General features: G+C 62.7%; 17 protein-coding genes. 13 read left to right on the top strand and 4 right to left on the bottom strand.

Annotated features, from left to right (window positions below):
• The first annotated feature begins 133 nt into the window (after positions 1-133).
• The 4 genes from AC0L28_RS09705 to AC0L28_RS09690 all read left to right on the top strand — a co-directional run bounded on the left by AC0L28_RS09705 (position 134) and on the right by AC0L28_RS09690 (position 7,413).
• Positions 134-2,917, top strand: a complete 2,784-nt coding sequence (locus AC0L28_RS09705; protein ID WP_473477023.1) for a valine--tRNA ligase — start codon at positions 134-136, stop codon at positions 2,915-2,917.
• A 438-nt stretch (positions 2,918-3,355) separates the two neighbouring features.
• Complete coding sequence (locus tag AC0L28_RS09700) at positions 3,356-4,576, top strand: OmpP1/FadL family transporter (RefSeq protein WP_473477021.1); 1,221 nt, start codon at positions 3,356-3,358, stop codon at positions 4,574-4,576.
• Positions 4,577-4,865: 289 nt separating this feature from the next.
• Positions 4,866-6,590, top strand: coding sequence for a dihydroxy-acid dehydratase (gene ilvD, locus AC0L28_RS09695; protein ID WP_473477019.1), 1,725 nt, complete (start codon positions 4,866-4,868; stop codon positions 6,588-6,590).
• Positions 6,577-7,413, top strand: a complete 837-nt coding sequence (locus AC0L28_RS09690; protein WP_023802582.1) for a tetratricopeptide repeat protein — start codon at positions 6,577-6,579, stop codon at positions 7,411-7,413. The genes ilvD and AC0L28_RS09690 overlap by 14 nt, the downstream gene beginning before the upstream one ends.
• 80 nt (positions 7,414-7,493) lie before the next feature.
• Here the strand turns inward: AC0L28_RS09690 and AC0L28_RS09685 are convergent, their stop codons facing one another.
• From AC0L28_RS09685 to erpA, 4 genes are all read right to left on the bottom strand, one after another.
• A complete protein-coding gene (locus AC0L28_RS09685; protein WP_023802581.1) occupies positions 7,494-7,784 on the bottom strand; it encodes a hypothetical protein in 291 nt (96 codons plus the stop codon).
• Between the two features lie 97 nt (positions 7,785-7,881).
• Positions 7,882-8,676, bottom strand: a complete 795-nt coding sequence (gene xth, locus AC0L28_RS09680; RefSeq protein ID WP_023802580.1) for an exodeoxyribonuclease III — start codon at positions 8,674-8,676, stop codon at positions 7,882-7,884.
• Positions 8,677-8,683: 7 nt separating this feature from the next.
• Entirely contained in the window at positions 8,684-9,076 is a 393-nt protein-coding gene (locus AC0L28_RS09675; protein ID WP_287376939.1) for a VOC family protein, read from the bottom strand.
• A 3-nt stretch (positions 9,077-9,079) separates the two neighbouring features.
• Complete coding sequence (gene erpA, locus AC0L28_RS09670) at positions 9,080-9,427, bottom strand: iron-sulfur cluster insertion protein ErpA (protein ID WP_287376942.1); 348 nt, start codon at positions 9,425-9,427, stop codon at positions 9,080-9,082.
• A 131-nt stretch (positions 9,428-9,558) separates the two neighbouring features.
• On the opposite strand from erpA, the gene AC0L28_RS09665 reads away from it, so the two are divergent.
• The 9 genes from AC0L28_RS09665 to tatC all read left to right on the top strand — a co-directional run bounded on the left by AC0L28_RS09665 (position 9,559) and on the right by tatC (position 21,252).
• A complete protein-coding gene (locus AC0L28_RS09665; RefSeq protein WP_287285638.1) occupies positions 9,559-10,773 on the top strand; it encodes a deoxyguanosinetriphosphate triphosphohydrolase in 1,215 nt (404 codons plus the stop codon).
• Positions 10,774-10,839: 66 nt separating this feature from the next.
• Positions 10,840-12,597 carry an arginine--tRNA ligase gene (gene argS, locus AC0L28_RS09660; protein WP_473477016.1) on the top strand — a complete coding sequence of 586 codons (1,758 nt, stop codon included), beginning with the start codon at positions 10,840-10,842 and terminating at the stop codon, positions 12,595-12,597.
• Positions 12,598-12,700: 103 nt separating this feature from the next.
• Positions 12,701-16,402: an SPOR domain-containing protein gene (locus AC0L28_RS09655; protein ID WP_473477014.1), complete on the top strand. Its 3,702-nt coding sequence runs from the start codon at positions 12,701-12,703 to the stop codon at positions 16,400-16,402.
• A gap of 163 nt (positions 16,403-16,565) precedes the next feature.
• Positions 16,566-17,585: a beta-N-acetylhexosaminidase gene (nagZ, locus tag AC0L28_RS09650; protein WP_473477011.1), complete on the top strand. Its 1,020-nt coding sequence runs from the start codon at positions 16,566-16,568 to the stop codon at positions 17,583-17,585.
• 126 nt (positions 17,586-17,711) lie between these two features.
• Positions 17,712-18,512: a segregation and condensation protein A gene (locus AC0L28_RS09645; protein ID WP_023802574.1), complete on the top strand. Its 801-nt coding sequence runs from the start codon at positions 17,712-17,714 to the stop codon at positions 18,510-18,512.
• A complete protein-coding gene (gene scpB / locus AC0L28_RS09640) occupies positions 18,509-19,288 on the top strand; it encodes an SMC-Scp complex subunit ScpB (protein WP_091596919.1) in 780 nt (259 codons plus the stop codon). The genes AC0L28_RS09645 and scpB overlap by 4 nt, the downstream gene beginning before the upstream one ends.
• Before the next feature lie 178 nt (positions 19,289-19,466).
• Positions 19,467-19,688: a twin-arginine translocase TatA/TatE family subunit gene (locus AC0L28_RS09635; protein ID WP_023802572.1), complete on the top strand. Its 222-nt coding sequence runs from the start codon at positions 19,467-19,469 to the stop codon at positions 19,686-19,688.
• A gap of 29 nt (positions 19,689-19,717) precedes the next feature.
• Positions 19,718-20,398 (top strand): Sec-independent protein translocase protein TatB, encoded by a 681-nt coding sequence (tatB, locus tag AC0L28_RS09630; protein ID WP_128169972.1) that lies wholly within the window; start codon positions 19,718-19,720, stop codon positions 20,396-20,398.
• Between the two features lie 44 nt (positions 20,399-20,442).
• On the top strand, positions 20,443-21,252 hold the full coding sequence (gene tatC / locus AC0L28_RS09625; RefSeq protein WP_051407946.1) for a twin-arginine translocase subunit TatC: 810 nt from the start codon (positions 20,443-20,445) through the stop codon (positions 21,250-21,252).
• Positions 21,253-21,306: the final 54 nt, after the last annotated feature.

Raw genomic sequence — 21,306 nt, 5'->3', positions numbered from 1 at the left:
TCTGCCCAGGCGCTATTTGCTGCCCGGCGCTATTTGCTGCCATGGCCGTCTGCCGCTCGCTTGCGGTTGACTTGGCCAAAACCTTCCGATTTACACCGGACCAGCAAAAACCCGACAGCCCGGACGCCTTTCCATGCTCGAAAAAACCTACGACGCAAAAATCGTCGAGCCGAAGATCGCCAAAGTCTGGGAGGAGGCCGACGCGTTTCGTGCCGGCGCACGCGCCGAGGAGGGCGCGGAAGCCTTCACCATCGTCATCCCGCCGCCGAACGTCACCGGCTCGCTGCATATGGGCCATGCGCTCAACAACACGCTGCAGGACATTCTGGTGCGCTTCGAGCGCATGCGCGGCAAGAACGTGCTGTGGCAGCCCGGCATGGACCACGCCGGCATCGCCACCCAGATGGTGGTCGAGCGCCAGCTTATGGAGAAGCAGATCCACCGCCGCGACCTGACGCGCGATGAGTTCATCGAAAAGGTCTGGGAGTGGAAGGCCGAATCCGGCGGCGCGATCTTCAACCAGCTGAAGCGGCTGGGGGCCTCGGCCGACTGGAGCCGAGAGCGTTTCACCATGGACGAGGGTCTGTCCAGGGCGGTGCTCGAAGTGTTTGTCACCCTCTACAAGGAGGGCCTGATCTACAAGGACAAGCGCCTTGTGAACTGGGACCCGAAGCTGTTGACTGCAATTTCCGACCTCGAGGTCGAACAGCAGGAGGTCAACGGCAATCTCTGGCATTTCCGCTACCCCGTCGAGGGCGAAGTTTTCGATCCGGAAAATCCAAAAACCTTCATCACCGTGGCGACGACGCGGCCCGAGACGATGCTGGGCGATACGGCGGTGGCGGTGCATCCCGACGACGAGCGTTTTCGGCATCTGGTCGGCAAGAACCTCGTCCTGCCGATCGTCGGCCGCAAGATCCCGGTGGTGGCGGACCAATATTCCGATCCGGAGAAAGGTAGCGGCGCGGTCAAGATCACGCCGGCGCACGACTTCAACGACTTCGAGGTCGGCAGGCGCCACAAGCTGCCGGCCATCAATATCCTCACCGTCGAGGCGGCGGTCGCCCTCACCGACAATGACGAGTTTCTCGCCGGGCTGGAGGTAACGCCAGAGCGTCAGGCCGTCTGGGATAAACTCAACGGCCTCGATCGTTTCGTCGCGCGCAAGAAGATCGTCGAGCTGATGGAGGCGGGCGGCTTCCTCGAAAAGGTCGAGCCGCATCGCCATGCCGTGCCGCATGGCGATCGCGGCGGCGTGCCGATCGAACCGTTCCTGACCGAACAATGGTATGCGAACGCGGCGGAACTCGCCAAGCCGGCGATCGCCTCGGTGCGCGAGGGCCGCACCAGGTTCGTGCCGAAAAACTGGGAGAAGACTTACTTCGACTGGATGGAGAACATCCAGCCCTGGTGCATTTCGCGCCAGCTCTGGTGGGGACACCAGATCCCGGCCTGGTACGGGCCGGACGGCCGCATCTTCGTCGAGAAGACCGAGGAGGAGGCGCTCGCCGCCGCAATCGAATATTATCTGGCGCTGGAAGGGCCGTGGAAGGCCTGGGTCGAGGACAAACTCGAGAATTTCAAGCCGGGCGAAATCCTGATCCGCGACGAGGATGTGCTCGACACATGGTTTTCGTCGGCGCTGTGGCCGTTCTCGACGCTCGGCTGGCCGGACCAGACGCCGGAGCTGAAGACCCACTACCAGACCGACGTGCTGGTAACCGGCTTCGACATCATCTTCTTCTGGGTCGCTCGCATGATGATGATGGGCCTGCATTTCATGGGGGAGGAGCCGTTCCACACCGTCTATGTCCATGCGCTGGTGCGCGACAAGAACGGGCAGAAGATGTCGAAGTCGAAAGGCAACGTCATCGACCCGCTCGATCTCATCGACGAATATGGCGCCGACGCACTGCGCTTCACGCTGACGGTGATGGCCGCGCAAGGGCGTGACGTGAAGCTCGATCCGGCTCGTATCGCCGGCTACCGTAATTTTGGCACCAAGCTGTGGAACGCGACGCGTTTTGCCGAGATGAACGACGTCGCGAGAAACGACGATTTCTGGCTGAACGACGCCAAGCTGGCGGTCAACCGCTGGATCCTGACCGAACTGACGCGCGCGGCGCGTGAAATCACTGATGGAATCACTTCATACCGGTTCAACGAGGCTGCGACTGCTGCCTACCGCTTCGTCTGGAACCTGTTCTGCGACTGGTACCTGGAACTGTTGAAGCCGGTCTTCATGGGCGCGGACGAGGCTGCCAAGGCCGAGAGCCGGGCTTGCGTCGCCTTCGTGCTCGACGAGATCTACAAGCTGCTGCATCCGATGATGCCGTTCATGACCGAAGAGCTGTGGGCTGAGACATCGGGTGAGGGCAAGGAACGGCCGTCGCTGCTTTGCCATGCCGCGTGGCCGTCGCCCGACTTCGAGGACGAGGCAGCGGCCGCCGACATCAACTGGCTGATCGACCTGGTCTCAGGCATCCGTTCCGTGCGTTCGGAAATGAACGTGCCGCCGGCGGCGATCGCGCCGCTGATGGTGATCGGGGCCAATACCGCAACCCGCGAAAGGCTTGAGCGTCAGACCTCGGCCATCAAGCGACTGGCGCGGGTCGGCGACATCTCGCTTGTCGATACGGCGCCCAAGGGCTCCGCCCAGATCGTGCTCAACGAGGCCACCATCTGCCTGCCGCTCGGCAGCCTGATCGACCTTGCCGCCGAGGCGGCGCGGCTGCAGAAGGAACTGGTCAAGGTGACTGAAGAGATCGCCCGCCTGCACAAGAAGCTGTCCAACGACAAATTCGTCGCCAACGCACCGGAAGATGTCGTCGAAGCCGAGCGCGAAAAACTCGCCGAATATCGCGAGGCGCAAGAGAAGCTTTCGGTGGCGCTGACACGCGTGCGCGAAGCCGGTTGACCCATCATCTCTGGTATTTGAGAGTTTAAACGGCTGAGGAAGCGGATTTGCCAAACCGGCTTCCGCTTTTTGGGCCTGATGCTCCGGATTCGCGAGTTCTGCGAACGCGCTTTTCGGGCGGCTTCCTGCACGAAAAATAGGCATTCCGCAGCGTAAATCTTGACGTAAACGGAATGTTTTGGCCCCCATTGTTGCCATAATGTAACAATGGGCTCGGTTGCCGCAAAACGGGCGGTTTTTGCGCAGTTTCAGGTTTGTTTTTCCGAGTTTTTTTGCTCGATTTGCAGCCAAATGGTCGTTTTCCGGCTCTGCGGTGAAGCTGTCACCTTGTCTGAAATACGGTCGGCGAGGCGTACATGTACGCATCGAGAATTCGTTGTTGCGCCGTTAACCTGAATTGGGTCTAGCTTAGTCCATTCGTACTAGGGGAGGACATTCATGAACAATTTGCGTCTGAAAGCGCTGCTGGGGGCGGGGTGCTTTTCGCTGTTGATGTCGGGCGTTGTCAACGCCGGCGGCTTCGACCGGGGCGGTGTCAACATCGACCAGTTGTTCGATGCCACGCCATATTCGATCGACGCCGGCGTCACCTATGTTTCGCCACAGCGCACACTGAAGAATGTGCGGCGCCTGGATGGCTCGGGACTGTCGTCTTCGTCTGTGGACGTTGGTGGGGACTATGCGGTGCCGCGCATCGGCATCAAGGCCAACATCTTTGAGCCAGTGGATTGCCTTGCGAGCTATACGGAACCGTATGGTGCTGAGGCGGACTTCGGAACGAACAACGCCTATTCGCCTTCAGCGGTCGAATACTACGTCAGAACAAATGATTTCGGGCTTACCTGCTCCTACAAGGTGAATGTCGGCAAGGGCGCCCTGCGCTTCATCGGCGGGGTCTCCTACCAGGAGGTCGATGCATTCCTGTCGCGCCAGACCTTGCTGGCCTTCGGCAATACCGGCCTCGGCAAGTTCCAGCTTTCCGACGAGGCGTGGGGCTGGCGTGCTGGCGCCGCCTATGAAATTCCCGAAATCGCCTTGCGCGCAAGCCTGGTCTACTCTTCGAGCTATAAATATGACGAACTGTCGGGAACCGTCGACACCACCGGTTTCAGGGGCACCTTTCCAGCGGATCTGGTTCCAGGCGCCACCGGAGTGTTCCCTGTGTCCGCCTCGGCCGAGATACCCCAGGCCGTGGAACTCAAGCTGCAGAGCGGCATAGCGCCCGGCTGGCTGGCGTTTGGTTCTATCCGCTGGCAGGAATGGAGCAAGCTTGGCGTCATTCCGATCCAAGGTGTTCGCAGCCCTGTAACCGGTGCTCCCTCGCCAGTTTCCTTCGACCTGCTCTATCGCGACGGCTGGACGGTCACGGGCGGCATAGCGCACAAATTCACCGACCAACTGTCGGCCGCGGTTTCGCTGACCTGGGATCGTGGAACCTCGACGACCTCCGGCTATCAATCGGACACCTGGGCCGTCGCCAGCGGCATCTCCTATTCGCCGAACGACAAGATCGAGGTCAGACTTGGTGGCTCGATCGGTGTCCTCACCAGCGGAACGTCGACCTTCACCGGGGTTGGCGACGCCGCAAACAACGTCACCTACACATATGACGACGATCTGCTCCTTGCCGGCTCAGCTTCGGTTAAGGTCAAGTTCTAAACATCTGTTTTCAATAGCAAAAAGGCCGGGAGATGCCCGGCCTTTTTGCTTGAGAGGCCTCCCGGCGACCAAGCGGCGTTGCAATTACGCCGCTTCCCTCTGCCTCACGCGATCGTGATGTTTTGGCAACAGTTTCTGAACAACCCTCGCGCCACAACGGCGCTCGCCGACATTGCCTACTTCCCGCCATAAACCCGGCGCACCTCGAATGCGTCCCAGGCATGCCAAAAGGCTCGGCTATGGGGCAGGTCGCGCCGCAGGTCTCATCGCCCCGGGGCAAGGGAAGAGAATGAACGCCAGAGTCATCTCCAAGGCCAAGCTGCCCAGCCGCTATGTGACCGTCGGTCCGGCGCGTGCGCCGCACCGCTCCTATCTTTATGCGATGGGGTTGTCGGCGGCCGAGATCGCGCAGCCGCTGGTCGGCGTCGCGAGCTGCTGGAACGAGGCGGCACCCTGCAACATCTCGCTGATGCGCCAGGCGCAGGTGGTCAAGAAGGGCGTCGCAGCGGCTAACGGCACGCCGCGCGAATTCTGCACCATCACCGTCACGGACGGCATCGCCATGGGCCACCAGGGCATGAAATCGTCGCTGGTGTCGCGCGAGGTCATCGCCGATTCGGTCGAACTCACCATGCGCGGCCATTGCTACGATGCGCTGGTCGGCCTTGCCGGTTGCGACAAGTCGCTGCCCGGCATGATGATGGCCATGGTGCGGCTCAACGTGCCGTCGATCTTCATCTACGGCGGCTCGATCCTGCCCGGTTCCTACAAGGGCCGGCAGATCACCGTGCAGGATGTGTTCGAGGCCGTCGGCCAGCACTCGGTCGGCACGATCGGCGACGCCGAACTCCTCGAAATCGAGCAAGCGGCTTGTCCGTCGGCCGGCTCCTGCGGCGCCCAGTTTACCGCCAACACCATGGCCACCGTCGCCGAGGCGATCGGGCTGGCGCTGCCCTATTCCTGCGGGGCGCCGGCGCCCTATGAGATGCGCGACCGCTTCAATTTCGCGTCCGGCGAAAAGATCATGGAACTGATCGCAAGGAATATCCGCCCGCGCGACATCGTCACTCCGAAGGCGCTGGAGAATGCGGCGACCGTGGTCTCGGCAACCGGCGGCTCGACCAACGCGGCGCTGCATTTGCCGGCGATCGCGCATGAGGCGGGGATAAAGTTCGACCTGTTCGACGTCGCCAGGATCTTCGAGAACACGCCTTATATCGCCGATCTGAAGCCGGGCGGCAAATATGTCGCCAAGGACATGTTCGAGGCCGGCGGCATTCCGCTCTTGATGAAGACGTTGCTCGACCACGGCTATCTGCATGGCGACTGCCTGACCGTGACCGGCCGTACTTTAGCCGAAAATATGGAGCACGTTGCCTGGAATGATAGCCAGGATGTGGTCCGTCCCGCCAACCGACCAATCACCCGAACGGGTGGCGTCGTGGGCTTGAAGGGAAACCTTGCCCCCGAAGGCGCGATCGTGAAGGTCGCGGGCATGTCGGAGCTTAAATTCTCTGGTCCGGCACGCTGCTTCGATTCGGAAGAGGAATGTTTCCAGGCGGTTACGGATCGCAGCTACAGCGAAGGCGAGGTCCTCGTGATCCGCTACGAGGGACCGCGCGGCGGTCCGGGCATGCGCGAAATGCTGTCGACGACGGCGGCTCTCTATGGCCAGGGCATGGGCGGCAAGGTGGCTCTCATCACCGACGGGCGTTTTTCGGGCGCGACACGCGGTTTTTGCATCGGCCACGTCGGGCCGGAAGCCGCTGTGGGTGGCCCGATCGGGCTGCTCAGGGATGGCGACTTGATCTCGATCGACGCGGTGAACGGCACTATCGACGTGGCGCTGTCCGACGCCGAACTGGCGACCAGGGCACAGGCATGGAAGGCGCGCGCGACCGACTATCAGTCGGGCGCGATCTGGAAATATGCACAAACGGTAGGGCCTGCCCGCGACGGGGCGGTCACCCATCCCGGTGGTGCGAGAGAAACACATTGTTATGCGGATATCTGAGTTGCTGAGGCTGTCTGTCTTTTCGGCACTGGTCGCGATCGCCACTTTTGGCGCGACCTTGGGCGCCGCAGGCCAGGCCATGGCCTTCGATGACAAGGTGTTCGACGACAAGACCGGCGTGAAGCCGCAGTCGAGCCCGTGGGCGGTGTTCCAGTTCGGCTTCTCCGCCTACAAGAACGGCCGCAAGGAGCAGGCTGCTGAGGCTTATAAATACGCGGCCGAAAACGGCCAGATCGGCGCCACCTGGAAGCTTGCGCGCATGTATGCCGAGGGTGACGGCGTCGAGCGCGACGACTACGCGGCGTTCAAGTTCTTCAGCGAGATCGTCGACCAGGACGTCGAGCCCGGTTCGCCGGAAGAGAGCTATGTCTCGGACGCGCTCGTGGCGCTCGGCGACTATCTGAGGAAGGGCATCCCCGGCAGCCCGATCAAAGAGAACGAGGTGGCGGCCCAGGAGTACTACATGCGCGCCGCCGCCAACTACCGCAACCCGAATGCCCAGTTCGAGATGGGCCAGATCTTCCTGAATGGCAAGGGCGGCGTCAAGGCGAGCATCAAGCAGGCCGGCCGCTGGTTCCAACTCGCTGCGGAAAAGGGCCATGCCGGCGCGCAGGCGACGCTCGGCCACCTGCTCTTCCAGAGCGGCAAGATCGTTCGGGGGCTGGCGATGATGACCGCGGCGCTTGAACGGGCCGCGCCTTCCGACCAGCCATGGATACGCGGCATGCAGGAAGAGGCGTTTGCCGCCGCGGGCGAGGCCGACCGCCGCACCGCGATTTCGCTGGCCGACGACATCCTCACCAAGGGTGGCGGCGACCGGTAGTCGCGAAGCCAGCACGAAGCCAACAGCTGGGAAGACTGGGTCAATAGTCAGGAAGAGTGGGGATCTCGAGAAAGTCGAGATCAATTCTCGGTCGGTTTCGTCGGAACGGGACCGGACTCCGGCGTTGAAATCGGCGTGGCCGGCGGCGCCAGCTTGGTTTTAGGACAATCGTTCCGGATCCTTGTCCATGACGTGTTGTTGAGCACCATGTCGCAGCGGGCGAGATGGCTCCGACCGGAAAGCGTCAGGCAGGCGACCTGGCCGATCTGGAATGATGTTCCGTTGGCCAGGCATGCAGGATTGGCAAGCGCCGACGTCGCCGCGAGGGCGAGCGCGGCGGCACATGGGCAAATCGCAAACCTGATCGTCATCCTGAACCCCGGCCGAACCCGGATTGCAGCGGAAACCCCGATTGTGGCGATATGACGGTCCATCCACCGGGAATCCGGCGGTTCTGGCCCCGAATGATCAGATTGGCGCAAAACCCAGTTCGATGGCGACCGGCACGTGATCCGAGGGCTTTTCCCAGGCGCGCACGTGCTTTTCGATCGAGGCCGAGGAAAAGCGGTTGGCGGCCTCGGGCGAGAGCAGCAAGTGATCGATGCGGATGCCGTTGTTCTTCTGCCAGGCGCCGGCCTGATAGTCCCAGAACGTAAAAATGTCCGGCGAGTCGGTGACCGCGCGCACGGCTTCGGTGAAGCCGAGGTTCTTCAGCCGGCGGAACGCCTGCCTGGTCTGCGGCTGGAACAGCGCATCGCCGAGCCAGTTCTCCGGGAACTTCGCATCGATCGGTTCGGGGATGACATTGTAGTCGCCGGCCAGCACCAGCGCCTCTTCGAGCGAGAGCCGTTCCTCGGCCCAGCGCTCCAGCCGCGCCATCCAGGACAGCTTGTAGGAGAACTTCTTCTCGTCATCGATCGGATTGCCGTTCGGCAAATACAGCGAGGCAACGCGCAACGCGCCCTTGTCGGTCGAGAACACGCCCTCGATGAAACGCGCCTGATCGTCGGCATCGTCGCCCGGCAGGCCCCTGATGACCTCGTCGAAGCGCAGCTTCGACAGGATGGCGACGCCGTTGAATCCCTTTTGGCCATAGATTTCGACGTTGTAGCCAAGCGCCTCGATCTCGGCCCGCGGAAACTGCTCGTCGACCGTCTTGATCTCCTGCAGGCAGGCAATATCGGGCGCGCTTTCCGTCAGCCAGTGGGTCAAATTGCCGATACGGGCCCGAACACCATTGATGTTCCAGGTGACGATTTTCATGACGGCCTCATTGCTGCTCGGGCGGATGGCGTTCGACGAGGCCGATCGTATTGCCTGCCGGATCCTTTAGAAAGGCCATCCATTCGCTTTCCCCCGCCGGCCCGAACAGGCCCTCGGTATCGCGGTGGACGAGCATCGGCGGCGCAGTGAAGGGGACACCGGCGGCTTTTGCCGAGGCGTGGAAATCGTCAAGGCCCGAAATGTCGAAATAGACGGTGCCGGCCGGCAGGCCATCGGTGAACAGCAGCCGCACATCGCCGGCCATGATGAAGGCGATGCCAGGCGGATCGAAGCGCACGTGCACGGCCATGCCAAGCACGTCTTGCCAGAACGCCAGCGTTGCATCGAGATCGCGCCCGGCTGAAAGCGCGACCTGACGGACCGCGCTAATGGTAGGCATTCTCTAAATACTGAAGCTGGTGCCGCAGCCGCACGAGGCGACCGCATTCGGGTTCCTGATCTGGAACGACTGGCCCATCAGATCGTCGACGAAATCGATCACCGAGCCGCCCATATAGACCAGCGAGAGGTCATCGATCAGCACGGTGGCGCCGTCCTTCTCAATGGCGACGTCGTCATCGTTGCGGGTGTCGACCAGGTCGAACTTGTAGGAAAAGCCGGAACAGCCACCGCCCTCGACCGAAACACGCAGCGCCATCTTGCCGGCTTCGCCAGACACAATCTTGGCAATCCGCCTGGCGGCGGCGTCGGTCATCTCGACTTTCATGGCGGTCTTGGCATCAGCGCCCATGGGCGTCACCTTGCTTTCGGTTTCACATGATAGGTATGAAGCGCGAGGGGGCAAGTCAACTGCGTCGTAGGCTATGGAAAATTGATTGGGGCTATGGAAATTGGTTGGGGCTATGGAAATCGGTTGGGGCGATGACAAATGAGTTGGGCGACATCGGATTCGGCTATCGGCCACGAGCGGCCTATGCCTGCGATCCGGCAAAGTCGCGCGGGCGGCTGTTCGACGAGGTGGAGAGCCCGACCCGGACGCCGTTCCAGCGCGACCGCGACCGCATCATCCATTCGACGGCCTTCCGCCGGCTGAAGCACAAGACGCAGGTGTTCGTCGCGCATGAGGGCGACCATTACCGCACCCGGCTGACGCATTCGATCGAGGTGGCGCAGATCGCGCGCGCCCTGGCGCGGGCGCTGCGCGGCGACGAGGACCTGGCAGAGGCGGTGGCGCTGGTGCACGATTTCGGTCACACGCCCTTCGGCCATACCGGCGAGGACGCGCTGAACCAGAAGATGGCGGCCTGGGGCGGCTTCGACCACAATGCACAGTCGCTGCGCGTGGTGACGCGGCTGGAGAGCCGCTATGCCGAATTCGACGGGCTGAACCTCACCTGGGAGACGCTGGAGGGGCTGGTCAAGCACAACGGGCCTCTGACCGACGCCAGCGGAAACGGGCTGAAGGGGCCGGTGCCGCAAGCGATCCGCGACTATTCGGAATTGCACGACCTCGAACTCGACCGCTTCGCCGGCATCGAGGCGCAGTGCGCGGCGATCGCCGACGACATCGCTTACAACAGCCATGACATCGACGACGGCCTGAGGTCGGGCCTTCTGAAGCTCGACATGCTGGAAAATGTCTCGCTGCCCGGCTCGATCCTCGACGGCGTGCGTCAGCGCTATCCGGCGCTGGACGATGTGAGGACAGGGCACGAACTGATGCGCCGGCAGATCACGATGATGGTCGAGGATGTCATCGTCTCCACCACCGCCAATCTCGCCCGCATCAAGCCTGACAGCGCCGACGCGGTGAGGGCGGCAGGCGAGACGATGGTGACCTTTTCAGCCGAAATGGCCGCTTTCGAAGAGGAATTGAAAGCCTTTCTCTACAAGCATCTCTATCGACACAGCGAAGTCGTGCGCGTGCGCAACCAGGCCGAGCAGATCGTCAACGACCTGTTCGAGGTCTATTTCGCCGATCCGCGCGCCATGCCCGATGGCTGGCGCGAAGGGCTCGACCGGGCTGATGATCGCATCAAGGCGCGCAGCGTCGCCGATTTCCTGGCGGGCATGACGGATACCTACGCTTTGAAGGAACACCGCCGTTTGTTTGACCATACGCCTGAATTAAGCTAGGCGGGGCTCGATTTTGCCGGCCAATAGACCGGATTCCCGCAAAGCGCCAGAGCCAGGGCCACACCAATGAACATCTTCGCCGATTTCAACGCGCGAATTATAAAGGCCGTCGAAGCGCTTGATTTGAAAGACAAAGACGGCGGTTCGCTGGACTTGTCGCGCGTCTCCGTCGAGCCGCCGCGCGACGCCAGCCATGGCGACCTGGCGACCAATGCGGCAATGGTGCTGGCCAAGCCGACTGGCCAGCCGCCGCGCGCACTGGCTGAAAGGCTGGCGCAAGCGCTGCGCGCCGACCCGGACATCGCCGCTGCAGACGTTGCCGGTCCGGGCTTCGTCAATCTCAGGCTCCAGGACGCGTTCTGGCAGGTGCATCTGACTGCGCTGCTCGGCGAAGGCCGCAATTACGGCCGCTCGACCGTTGGCGGCGGCAAGAAGGCCAATGTCGAATATGTCTCGGCTAACCCGACCGGACCGATGCATGTCGGCCATTGCCGCGGCGCCGTGGTGGGTGATGCGCTCGCCAATCTGATGGCCTTCGCCGGTTATGACGTGATCAAGGAATATGTCATCAACGACGCCGGTTCGCAGATCGACGTGCTCGGCCGCTCCGCCATGCTGCGTTACCGCGAGGCGCTCGGCGACGACATCGGCGAGATTCCTGCCGGGCTCTATCCGGGCGACTATCTCGTGCCGGTCGGACAGGCTCTGGTAAGCGAATTTGGCCGTTCCTTGCTGCAGATGCCGGACGAAGAAGCGCTTGCCATTGTCAAGGACAGGACGATCGACGCGATGATGGCAATGATCCGTGAGGATCTGGCGCTGCTCAATGTGCATCACGACGTCTTTTTCTCGGAGCGCACCCTGCACGCCGACAACGCCCGGAAAATCCGCTCGGCGATCAACGACCTGACCCTCAAGGGCCATATCTACAAGGGCAAGCTGCCGCCGCCCAAGGGCGAGAAGCCGGACGACTGGGAGGATCGCGAGCAGACGCTGTTCCGCTCGACAGCGGTCGGCGACGACATGGACCGGGCGCTGGTCAAGTCGGACGGCACCTTCACCTATTTTGCCGCGGACGTCGCCTATCTGAAGGACAAGGTCGATCGCGGTTTCGTCGAGCTGATCTATGTGCTTGGCGCCGATCATGGCGGTTATGTAAAGCGCCTGGAAGCGCTCGCCCGGGCGATTTCCGGCGACGAGGTGAAGCTCACCGTGCTGCTTTGCCAGTTGGTAAAGCTTTTTCGCGAGGGCGAGCCGGTGCGCATGTCGAAGCGGTCGGGCGATTTCGTAACGCTGCGCGAAGTGGTGGAGGAGGTCGGTCGCGACCCGATCCGCTTCATGATGCTCTACCGCAAGAACGATGCGCCGCTCGATTTCGACTTCGCCAAAGTGACCGAGCAGTCCAAGGACAATCCGGTGTTCTACGTCCAGTACGCCTCGGCGCGCTGCCATTCGGTGTTCCGGCAGGCGAGCGAACAGTTGGGCGAGGCCAATTTCGATCGCAATCGGCTGGCCGCCGCCACCGCTTCGCTGACCGACGAAGGCGAGATCGGCCTGATCAGGAAGCTTGCCGAATATCCGCGGCTGATCGAATCCGCGGCGCTTGCGCTCGAGCCGCACCGGCTGGCATTCTACCTCTACGATCTTGCCTCCAGCTTCCACGGACATTGGAACCGCGGCACCGAAAATCCCGACTTACGTTTTGTTAAGGTTAACGACCGACAATTGACCCATGCCAGACTAGGGCTGGTGCAGGCTGTTTCGGACGTTTTGACGTCCGGCCTGACGCTGATCGGAGCCGATGCGCCCACCGAAATGCGTTAGGTTTGACTAAAAAACCTGTCACCTTTTGCCCACATTGCGCTGGTAAGGGCCAACCCTGCGCGACGTCAACGGCGTCCGAATGAGTGCGAGTTCGGGAACAATAATGGCAGACAGAACCCAGCTGAAAGCAGCCGCCCAAAACGATATCGCCAACGATGATCCGTTCGCGGAACTGACCAGGATCATGGGCTTCGACCCGCGCCAGCCGGTCAAGCCGCAGGCCCAGTCGACGGCGGCTGCAGCAAGTCAGCCAGTGGACGACGGCGATTTCGGCATCGACCTCGAGAAGGAGTTGATGGGCGAATTCGGCGGCGACGCCAATGACGGCGCAGCCGAGCTTCGCGAGCCGGCTTTCGACGCGGCTGCTACTGACCCAATCGACGACGAGCTTGTCGCGTCGCTCGAACAGGATCTCCTGCTCGACGACGATGCGGTAGACGAAACCGCCGTTGCCATTGCTGCCGACGATGTGCGCTCTGGCGTTGCCGGAACTCCCTCGGCTGCTGAAGCTGCTTTCGACGACGATTTCGACGAGGCGCTCGCCAGTTCGCTCGAAGACGTGTCGCTATTCGAAGACGATTTGCCGGTGGACGACAGGCTTGGGAACGACGAGCTTGGGAACGACGAGCTTGCCGCGTCGCTCGAACAGGATTTCCGGCTGGACGACGACACGGCGGACGAAACTGCCCATGTCGTTGCCGCCGCCGACCTGGGTTCCGGTGTTGCCGAAGTATCCGCGCCGGCTGTTGAAGCGGCGTTCGACGACGATTTTGACCATGCGATCGCCAGTTCGCTCGAAGACGTGTCGCCGTTCGAAGACGATTTGCCGGTAAACGACGAACTCTCTGCGTCGCTCGAACAGGATTTCCGGCTGGACGACGATGCGACGGACGAACAGAATACCGTCGCCGACATCTCCGCGCCGGCCGCTGACCCCGCCTTCGACGATGAATTCGACAACGCCGTCGCAAGCTCACTCGGAGACGAGCTGACGCTCGACGGGCACGTGCAGGTGGAGCAGGCTGCCGAAGCCGCCGACATCGAATCCGGGTTCGACGATGAATTCGACAACGCCGTCGCAAGCTCGCTCGAAGACGAGCTGACGCTCGACGAGCATGAGCCGATCGAGGCCGCTGTCGAGGCTCCCGCTGCGGCTGTTTGGGCCGTTTCGGATGAGTCCGACGAGGACTTTGCCGACCACGACACTATGGCCGACGTCGCCATGGATGACGTCGACATGGATTTCGACATTCGCACGGCTGAGCCGATCGAAGTCGACGAGCCGGAAATTGACGAGCCGGATTCTATCGCCGCCAACGACGACGAGCCTTCCGCCGCGACCCCGGAACATGCGTTGGACGACGATCTTGAATTGAGCTTGGACGACACGCTTGCCGATGAAGCCGAGGAGCCGGCTACTCAGGCCCCCGGCGTTGCAGCCGAACCGACGGCGCCAGCCGCCGTCGCTGAGGAGCGGAGCCTCGAAGACGAATTGAACGCGCTGTTGGGCACCATGAGCGCACGGGCTGCCCCGGTGGCAGCGTCCGCGGCCGCCATGGTCCAGCAACCTGTAGCCGCGGCTGGAGAAGCCGCCGACGAACCAGTGGATCCCACCGACGAACTGGCCGGGAGCCTTGACGAGCAAGACCTTTCGGAGCAGTCGAATGAAGACGCGGTCCAGGCCGCCGACTCCGATCTCGACACCGTTCTCCTCGACGGGCTCGTGGGCCATGATTTCGGCGCTGAAGATGCTGCCGGACCGGCTGATATCGATTTCGACGACGATGCATTGCACGCCGCCTTCGCCAAGGACATCGGTCTGGATCATGGCGATGACGTTGCGGCCGCCGCTCCACAGCAGGATCCGAATGATTCGCTCAGCTGGATGACGGCACCCTCCGCCGCGCCTGCGCCGGCCCGTTCGTGGAGCCGCGTAACGCCGGTCGCACAGCCGCAGCCTGCCTTTGCAGCCCAGCCGACGGCTTCGGCGACCACAGAAACAACGACACCGCCAACGGCTGCGGCACCCTCCTATCAGGATGAGCCGGCCTATCAGGATGAGCCAGCTGAAGGCGATGCCGCCGATGCGGCGCCTGCGCCAGTGCAAAGCGAACAAGCCTCTGCATATGACGAGATGCCCGATGTCGAGACGGTCGATGTGCCCGAGCGCGTCGTGGCGCTGGCGGACGACCTCGATATTCCGGAACTCGACTCCAATGAAGACGAACTGCCGGCGCCTGCCTATGACGATCTCGATACCGAGTTCGCCAACCTTCTCTCGGAAATGAATGCCGTGGACGTCGCTGCCGGGCCGGCGCGCAGCGCGGCCTATGACGACGAATCCTACAATACCGGATTCAAGCCGGGGGCCGGACCCCAGCCGGGGGCCGGGTTCCAGTCAGGCCATGAGCCCGACCGCGTTGAAACGCGAACCTATGCGGCGAGACCCGCAGTATCGCCCGTCAATGCCTCTTACGCCGATGCCGCCAGCGGCTTCGATCTGGGCGACTTGCCCAGCGGCCGACCGGTTTCGCAAGCGCAAGCCAACGACTTTGCCCTGGACGAACTCGACTACGACCCCGAACTGGATGAGGCCATGTCGGTTCCAGGCCTGGCCGAGCAGGATGCCGCGAGGCCCCGGAGCCGCGGCCTGCTGGTCGCCGCAGTCGTCGGCGCCGTGGCGATCGCCGGCGGTCTCGGCGTCTTCGCGCTGTCTTTCGGCGGCAACGGCGGCACCGATGCGCCGGTCATCGTCAAGGCGGACAACGCACCGATCAAGGTCAGGCCGGAAAACCCGGGCGGCACCGTCGTGCCGAACCAGGACAACAAGGTTTACGACGCCGTGGCCAAGGGGGGCGCGAGGCCTGCCGAACCGGTCCAGGAAAAACTGGTCACCAACACCGAAGAGCCGGTGGACGTGGCGGCCAAGGAACCGCCGCAGAGCCGTGTGGTCGATCTTTCGCCCGACGACATCGACACGGCTGAAGCCGCCGATGCGGCCGGCGGCACGCAAGCGGCCGGGAATGCCGACGCCGCCGCGCCGGCACCCAAGTCCGAGGATCGTATCGCCCAGGTTCTGCAAGAGGCCGAGCAGGGCATCGAGCCGGATGTCGTCGCCGTTGCGCCACGCAAGGTGAGAACCATGGTGGTCAAATCTGATGGTTCACTGGTTGCGCGCGAGGATCCGGCGCCTGCGGCATCGCAGGTGGCTGCCGTCGAGCCTGTCGATCCGGCGCCGCAGCTTGTGGCCGCCCCGGCGGGTCAGGCCGGCGAAGCGGCGCAGACCGGTACCGTAGCGTCTGTTGCCGACCAGGCAAGTGGCGACCTGTTGGGCGGCGACCCAGTGGCCGGCGACCGGGCCGAAACCGCCACGCCGGAAGCAGTCAATCTGGCCGCCGTGCCCACGGCTGAGGCTGAAGCTCAAACCAACCAGCCTGCCAACACGCCGGCCACGGTTCCGGTGGCGCCGCAGCGTCCGTCCGACCAGCCGGTCGACGTCGTCGGTGAGGTCAAGCCCGACCAGGTTGCGTCCATCAGTCCGGCGGCGGCCTCGACCGGCGGTGGCTCGTGGTCGATGCAGATCGCCTCGCAGCCGACCGTCGAAAGCGCCCAGTCGACCTATCAGGATCTGCAGCGTCGCTATGGCAGCGTGCTTTCCGGCCACACGGCCAACATCGTCAAGGCCGAGATCGCCGGCAAGGGAACGTTCTATCGCGTTCGCGTCCCGGCGAAGTCGCGCAACGATGCGATCAGCCTGTGCACCAACTACAAGGCTGCCGGCGGCAACTGTTTCGTGTCGCGCTAACCATTTTCAAATCTCCCGCCCTTGGGCCGAAAGAACCGGCGCGGTCACAGACCACGCCGGTTTTCTATGGTGGAAGGAGTTCCTCGTGTGGAAGGGATTCCGGCTCGAGCGATGTGGCTCGATGCGATTCCCTTTGTCTGCGTGAAGCTCTAAACTCCCGCCCATGACCGAATCAAAATCCATGATCCTTGGCTGCGCCGGGAAATCGCTCACACGCGACGAAATGAGTTTCTATCGCAGCGAATGCCCGTGGGGATTCATCCTGTTTGCCCGCAACATCGGCGAGGCCGAGCAGATCCGCGATCTGGTCGCCGCGATGCGCGATTGTGTCGAGCGCCCGGACGCCCCGGTGTTCATCGACCAGGAAGGCGGCCGTGTGCAGCGCCTGCGGCCGCCGCTGGCACCGAATTATCCGGCCGGTGGCGCGCTCGGCGCCTTGTGGCGCAACGACCACGATGCCGGCAACCGCGCAGCATGGCTGATGGCGCGGCTGCATGCTTTCGACCTGCTGCGCTACGGCATCACGGCTGATTGCCTGCCGGTGCTCGACGTGCCGATCGAAGGCGCCAGCGACGTCATCGGCGCGCGCGCCTATGGCAAGGAGCCTCGTGCCGTCATCGAACTGGGCCGCGCCGCGGCGGAGGGCCTGATGTCGGGAGGCGTGCTGCCGGTGATGAAGCATATTCCCGGGCATGGACGGGCCTTTGCCGACACGCATTTCGAACTGCCGACCGTCGATGCCTCGATGAGCGACTTGCAGCGGCATGATTTCGCCCCGTTCAGGGAGCTCAATCATTTGCCGATGGCGATGACGGCGCATGTCGTCTACAGCGCGATCGACCCGAAGAACCCGGCCACGACCTCCGGCAAGGTCATCGACGAGATCATCCGCGGCGAAATCGGTTTCGACGGGCTGCTGATGAGCGACGACACCTCGATGAAGGCACTTTCTGGGGATTTCCCGACAAAGGCGGCGGCGATCCTTGCGGCGGGCTGCGATCTGGTCCTTCACTGCAACGGCGTTTTCGAGGAGATGGTCGGCATTGCGTCGCGCACAACGGGGCTTGAAGGCACGTCGCTGCAACGCGCGCAACGGGCGCTGACCTATATCAAGAACCGCGATCGGGCTGATGAAACCGAGATACGCGCCGAATTCGCCACCTATTTCGATGCGGTGGCCTAGACCATGATCCCGAACGGTGGGAGCCGGTTTTTCGGAACAGATCACGGTCAAACACGAAGTTAGAAGCAAAGGAAGCGACAGGAAGTGGCGGAAACATTGGACAGCAAGGCCGGCAAGGCCGCACCGATGGACCGTCTTTGGGCCGAGAACGACGATTCGCGGCTGACCGGCGATCCCGCACTGGTCGTCGATGTCGACGGTTTCGAGGGCCCGCTCGATCTTCTGCTGCATCTTGCCCGCAACCAGAAGGTCGATCTGTCGCGCATCTCGATCCTGGCGCTGGCCGAGCAATATCTGGCCTTCGTCGAAAAGGTGAGGGCGCTCAGGCTGGAGCTTGCCGCCGACTATCTGGTGATGGCGGCGTGGCTGGCGTTTCTCAAGTCGAAGCTTTTGATCCCCAAGCAACCCGGCGACGACGGTGAAAGCGGCGAGGAATTGGCGGCGGTGCTGCAATTCCGGTTGAAGCGACTGGAAGCGATGCGTGACGCGGCGGCACGCCTGGTCAATCGCAATCGGCTCGGGCGCGACGTGTTCGCCCGCGGCATGCCGGAAATGGTCATCGTCGAGAAACGCAACGCCTATTCGGCCTCGCTCTACGATCTGCTGACCGCCTATGCGGCGCAACGCCAGAAGCAGGCGATCACCAATGTGACGATCGCCAGGCGCGGTGTGTGGTCGCTCAAGGATGCGCGCGACATCCTGAACAGGCTGATCGGCACGCTTGCCGACTGGACGGCGCTGGACCGTTTCCTGGTCGAATATCTGACCGACCCGGACGAGCGGCGTACCGCGATTGCCAGTTCGTTTGCGGCGACGCTGGAACTGGTGCGCGAAGGCAAAATGGAAATGCGGCAGGACGACGTGTTCGCGCCGCTCTATCTGCGCGGTCGTGCGCAAGGCATCAGGGCAGTTGAGGTGGCATCATGAGCGAGCGCACCAACGCTTCGGTCATTCCGTTCAAGGTCGACGACGAGACCGAAGACGGCGTGCTCGCCGAGGTGCCGGCAGAAAGTCAGGCCCAGAACTTGTCCCAGAATCCTGGCGAGCGGCTGCATATGGCAGAGGCCGTGCGCATGGCCGAGGCGATCGTGTTCGCCAGCGCCGAGCCGGTCAGCGAAAAGCAGCTTGCCGGGCGCCTGCCCGACGGCATCAATATTGCCGCGGCGATGGCTGAACTGCAGCAGATTTATGCGCGGCGCGGCGTCAATCTGGTGCGCGTTGGCGATGCCTGGGCGTTCCGCACCGCCGGCGATCTCGCTTTCCTGATGAGCCGCGACACGGTGCAGCAGAAGAAGCTTTCCCGTGCGGCGCTCGAAGTGCTGGCGATCATCGCCTACCACCAGCCGGTGACGCGCGCCGAGATCGAGGATATCAGAGGCGTCGAGACCTCGAAGGGCACGCTGGACACGCTGATGGAGACCGAATGGGTGAAGATGCGCGGCCGGCGCCGCACGCCCGGCCGTCCCGTCACCTACGGCACCACCGACATCTTCCTCGACCATTTCGCGTTGGAGGAGATCCGCGATCTCCCAGGCATGGAGGAATTGAAGGGTGCCGGGCTGCTTTCGGGCCGCATGCCGTCGAATTTTTCCATTCCGATGCCGCCGGCCGACCCGGATGTGCTGACCGATGACGAGGATCCGCTGACCGACATCGACCTTGAGGAACTCGGCCTGTTGACGCCGCGTGTCGAGGAAGATTGACCGCAAGCGACGTGCCGAAAGCGATGGTATTTAACGGCTGCGCCGATTGGTAGCGGGCTGAGGCGCCGAAACTGCGTGACTTCGGCCACTCATTTATAAACTCTGTCGCGGTTGTGTTTGAATCCCGGCGCGAAAGCGCATAGATCATCGTCAGAGAAAACTTTCGAGAGAGATTGTTATGGGTTCATTTTCGATTTGGCATTGGCTGATCGTGCTGGTGATCGTGCTGCTGGTGTTCGGTCGCGGCAAGATTCCCGAGCTGATGGGTGACATGGCCAAGGGTATCAAGAGCTTCAAGAAGGGCATCGCCGACGACGAGGTTGCCGAGGACAAGCGCACCGTCGAGCACCGTGCCGACGAAACCGTTTCGGCCGCGAAGGAAAAGGCCAGCAAGAGCTGAGCCCAAAACTTTAGTCGGAACGTATCGCCATGTTCGACATCGGCTGGACCGAGATGCTGGTGATCGCGATCGTCATGATCGTGGTCGTCGGGCCTAAGGATTTACCCAAGATGCTGCGCACTTTTGGCCGCACGACGGCGAAGATGCGCGGCATGGCAGCCGACTTCCAGAAACAGTTCAACGATGCGCTGAAGGAGGCCGAGCTTGACGACGTCAAGAAGTCGGTCGATTCACTCAGAAGCCTCAACCCGGCCGCCGAGATCAGGAAACAGCTCAACCCGTTCGAGCAGGCGGCGGCCGACGTCCGTTCAGGCGTCGACGCGGTGATGAAGCCGAAGCCGGCCGCAGACCCGGTCGCGCCGGCTGCTTCGACGCCGCAGGATACCGAGCTGAACAATGGCGCGACGGTGCTGCCGGGCGTCGATGCCCCGGAAGCGGCGCCGGCGGCGCCGACCTTTCCGGCGATGACCGATGGTTCGGTGACACCGCCTGTCGCGACGGCGGCGCCGGCCGCATCGCCAAAGGCCTCGGCGGCGAAGACGGAGGCCGCGCCAGCGAAAGCGATGCCGGCCTCCAAGGCCGCAGCGAAGCCAGCGGCAAAACCTGCTGTGACAAAGACCGCGGCTAAAAAGGCCGAGCCGAAGCCCGCACCAGCAACGGTGAAGAAGCCGGCCGCAGCCGCCAAAAAGACGGCGGGAGCCGCCAAGTGAGCATTTCGGAAAAGGACGAGATCGACAAGTCGGCGGCTCCGCTGATGGAGCATTTGATCGAGTTGCGCCGGCGGCTGATGTGGTCGATCGGCGGGTTCTTCGTCGCCTTCCTGTTCTGCTTCTTCTTCGCCAAGCAGTTGTTCAACCTGCTGGTCATCCCGTTCAAATGGGCGACGCAATGGGCAGGGCTCGACCCGCACAAGGTGGAGCTGATCTACACGGCGCCGCAGGAATTCTTCTTCACCCAGGTCAAGCTGGCGATGTTCGGCGGCATGGTGATCGCCTTTCCGCTGATCGCCACCCAGATCTACAAATTCATCGCGCCCGGCCTCTACAAGAATGAACGCAACGCCTTCCTGCCGTTCCTGATCGCTTCGCCGATCCTGTTCCTGATGGGCGCGTCGCTGGTCTATTTCTTTTTCACGCCGATGGTGATGTGGTTCTTCCTCGCCATGCAGCAGGCCGGCACCGACGACCAGGTGCAGATTTCGCTGCTGCCGAAAGTGTCGGAATATCTCAGCCTGATCATGACGCTGATCTTCTCCTTCGGTCTGGTGTTCCAGTTGCCCGTGGTGACCAGCCTGATGACGCGGGTGGGCATGCTGTCGTCCGAGGCGCTGGTCGAAAAGCGCAAATGGGCAATCGTCATCGCTTTCGTCGTCGCGGCTATTCTGACGCCGCCCGATCCGATAAGCCAGATCGGCCTGGCCGTTCCCACGATCCTTCTCTACGAGGTCTCGATCTGGTCGGCCCGGCTGATCGAGCGCAGCAAGGAACGGGAACGTCTGGCGCGCGAGAAGCGGGAGGCTGCGGAAGCGGCGGCCGAAAAGCCGGCGGACGCGTCATCGACCTAGCGGCATCGCCGTTATCTTCAGGTTTGCGGGACGGCGCGGGGCGCGAGGGAACTC

The organism is Mesorhizobium sp. WSM4847, assembly GCF_055811335.1.
This window is presented reverse-complemented; position numbering and strand designations above follow the sequence as displayed.

Excerpts from the sequence above, each read along its gene's own strand:
- AC0L28_RS09700 (WP_473477021.1), top strand. The coding sequence starts at position 3,356 with ATGAACAATTTGCGTCTGAAAGCGCTGCTGGGGGCGGGGTGCTTTTCG.
- xth (WP_023802580.1), bottom strand. The coding sequence starts at position 8,676 with ATGAAAATCGTCACCTGGAACATCAATGGTGTTCGGGCCCGTATCGGC.
- nagZ (WP_473477011.1), top strand. The coding sequence starts at position 16,566 with ATGACCGAATCAAAATCCATGATCCTTGGCTGCGCCGGGAAATCGCTC.
- AC0L28_RS09645 (WP_023802574.1), top strand. The coding sequence starts at position 17,712 with ATGGACCGTCTTTGGGCCGAGAACGACGATTCGCGGCTGACCGGCGAT.
- AC0L28_RS09705 (WP_473477023.1), top strand. The coding sequence starts at position 134 with ATGCTCGAAAAAACCTACGACGCAAAAATCGTCGAGCCGAAGATCGCC.
- tatB (WP_128169972.1), top strand. The coding sequence starts at position 19,718 with ATGTTCGACATCGGCTGGACCGAGATGCTGGTGATCGCGATCGTCATG.
- AC0L28_RS09690 (WP_023802582.1), top strand. The coding sequence starts at position 6,577 with ATGCGGATATCTGAGTTGCTGAGGCTGTCTGTCTTTTCGGCACTGGTC.
- scpB (WP_091596919.1), top strand. The coding sequence starts at position 18,509 with ATGAGCGAGCGCACCAACGCTTCGGTCATTCCGTTCAAGGTCGACGAC.
- erpA (WP_287376942.1), bottom strand. The coding sequence starts at position 9,427 with ATGGGCGCTGATGCCAAGACCGCCATGAAAGTCGAGATGACCGACGCC.
- AC0L28_RS09655 (WP_473477014.1), top strand. The coding sequence starts at position 12,701 with ATGGCAGACAGAACCCAGCTGAAAGCAGCCGCCCAAAACGATATCGCC.
- AC0L28_RS09675 (WP_287376939.1), bottom strand. The coding sequence starts at position 9,076 with ATGCCTACCATTAGCGCGGTCCGTCAGGTCGCGCTTTCAGCCGGGCGC.
- AC0L28_RS09665 (WP_287285638.1), top strand. The coding sequence starts at position 9,559 with ATGACAAATGAGTTGGGCGACATCGGATTCGGCTATCGGCCACGAGCG.
- tatC (WP_051407946.1), top strand. The coding sequence starts at position 20,443 with ATGGAGCATTTGATCGAGTTGCGCCGGCGGCTGATGTGGTCGATCGGC.
- AC0L28_RS09685 (WP_023802581.1), bottom strand. The coding sequence starts at position 7,784 with ATGACGATCAGGTTTGCGATTTGCCCATGTGCCGCCGCGCTCGCCCTC.
- argS (WP_473477016.1), top strand. The coding sequence starts at position 10,840 with ATGAACATCTTCGCCGATTTCAACGCGCGAATTATAAAGGCCGTCGAA.
- AC0L28_RS09635 (WP_023802572.1), top strand. The coding sequence starts at position 19,467 with ATGGGTTCATTTTCGATTTGGCATTGGCTGATCGTGCTGGTGATCGTG.
- ilvD (WP_473477019.1), top strand. The coding sequence starts at position 4,866 with ATGAACGCCAGAGTCATCTCCAAGGCCAAGCTGCCCAGCCGCTATGTG.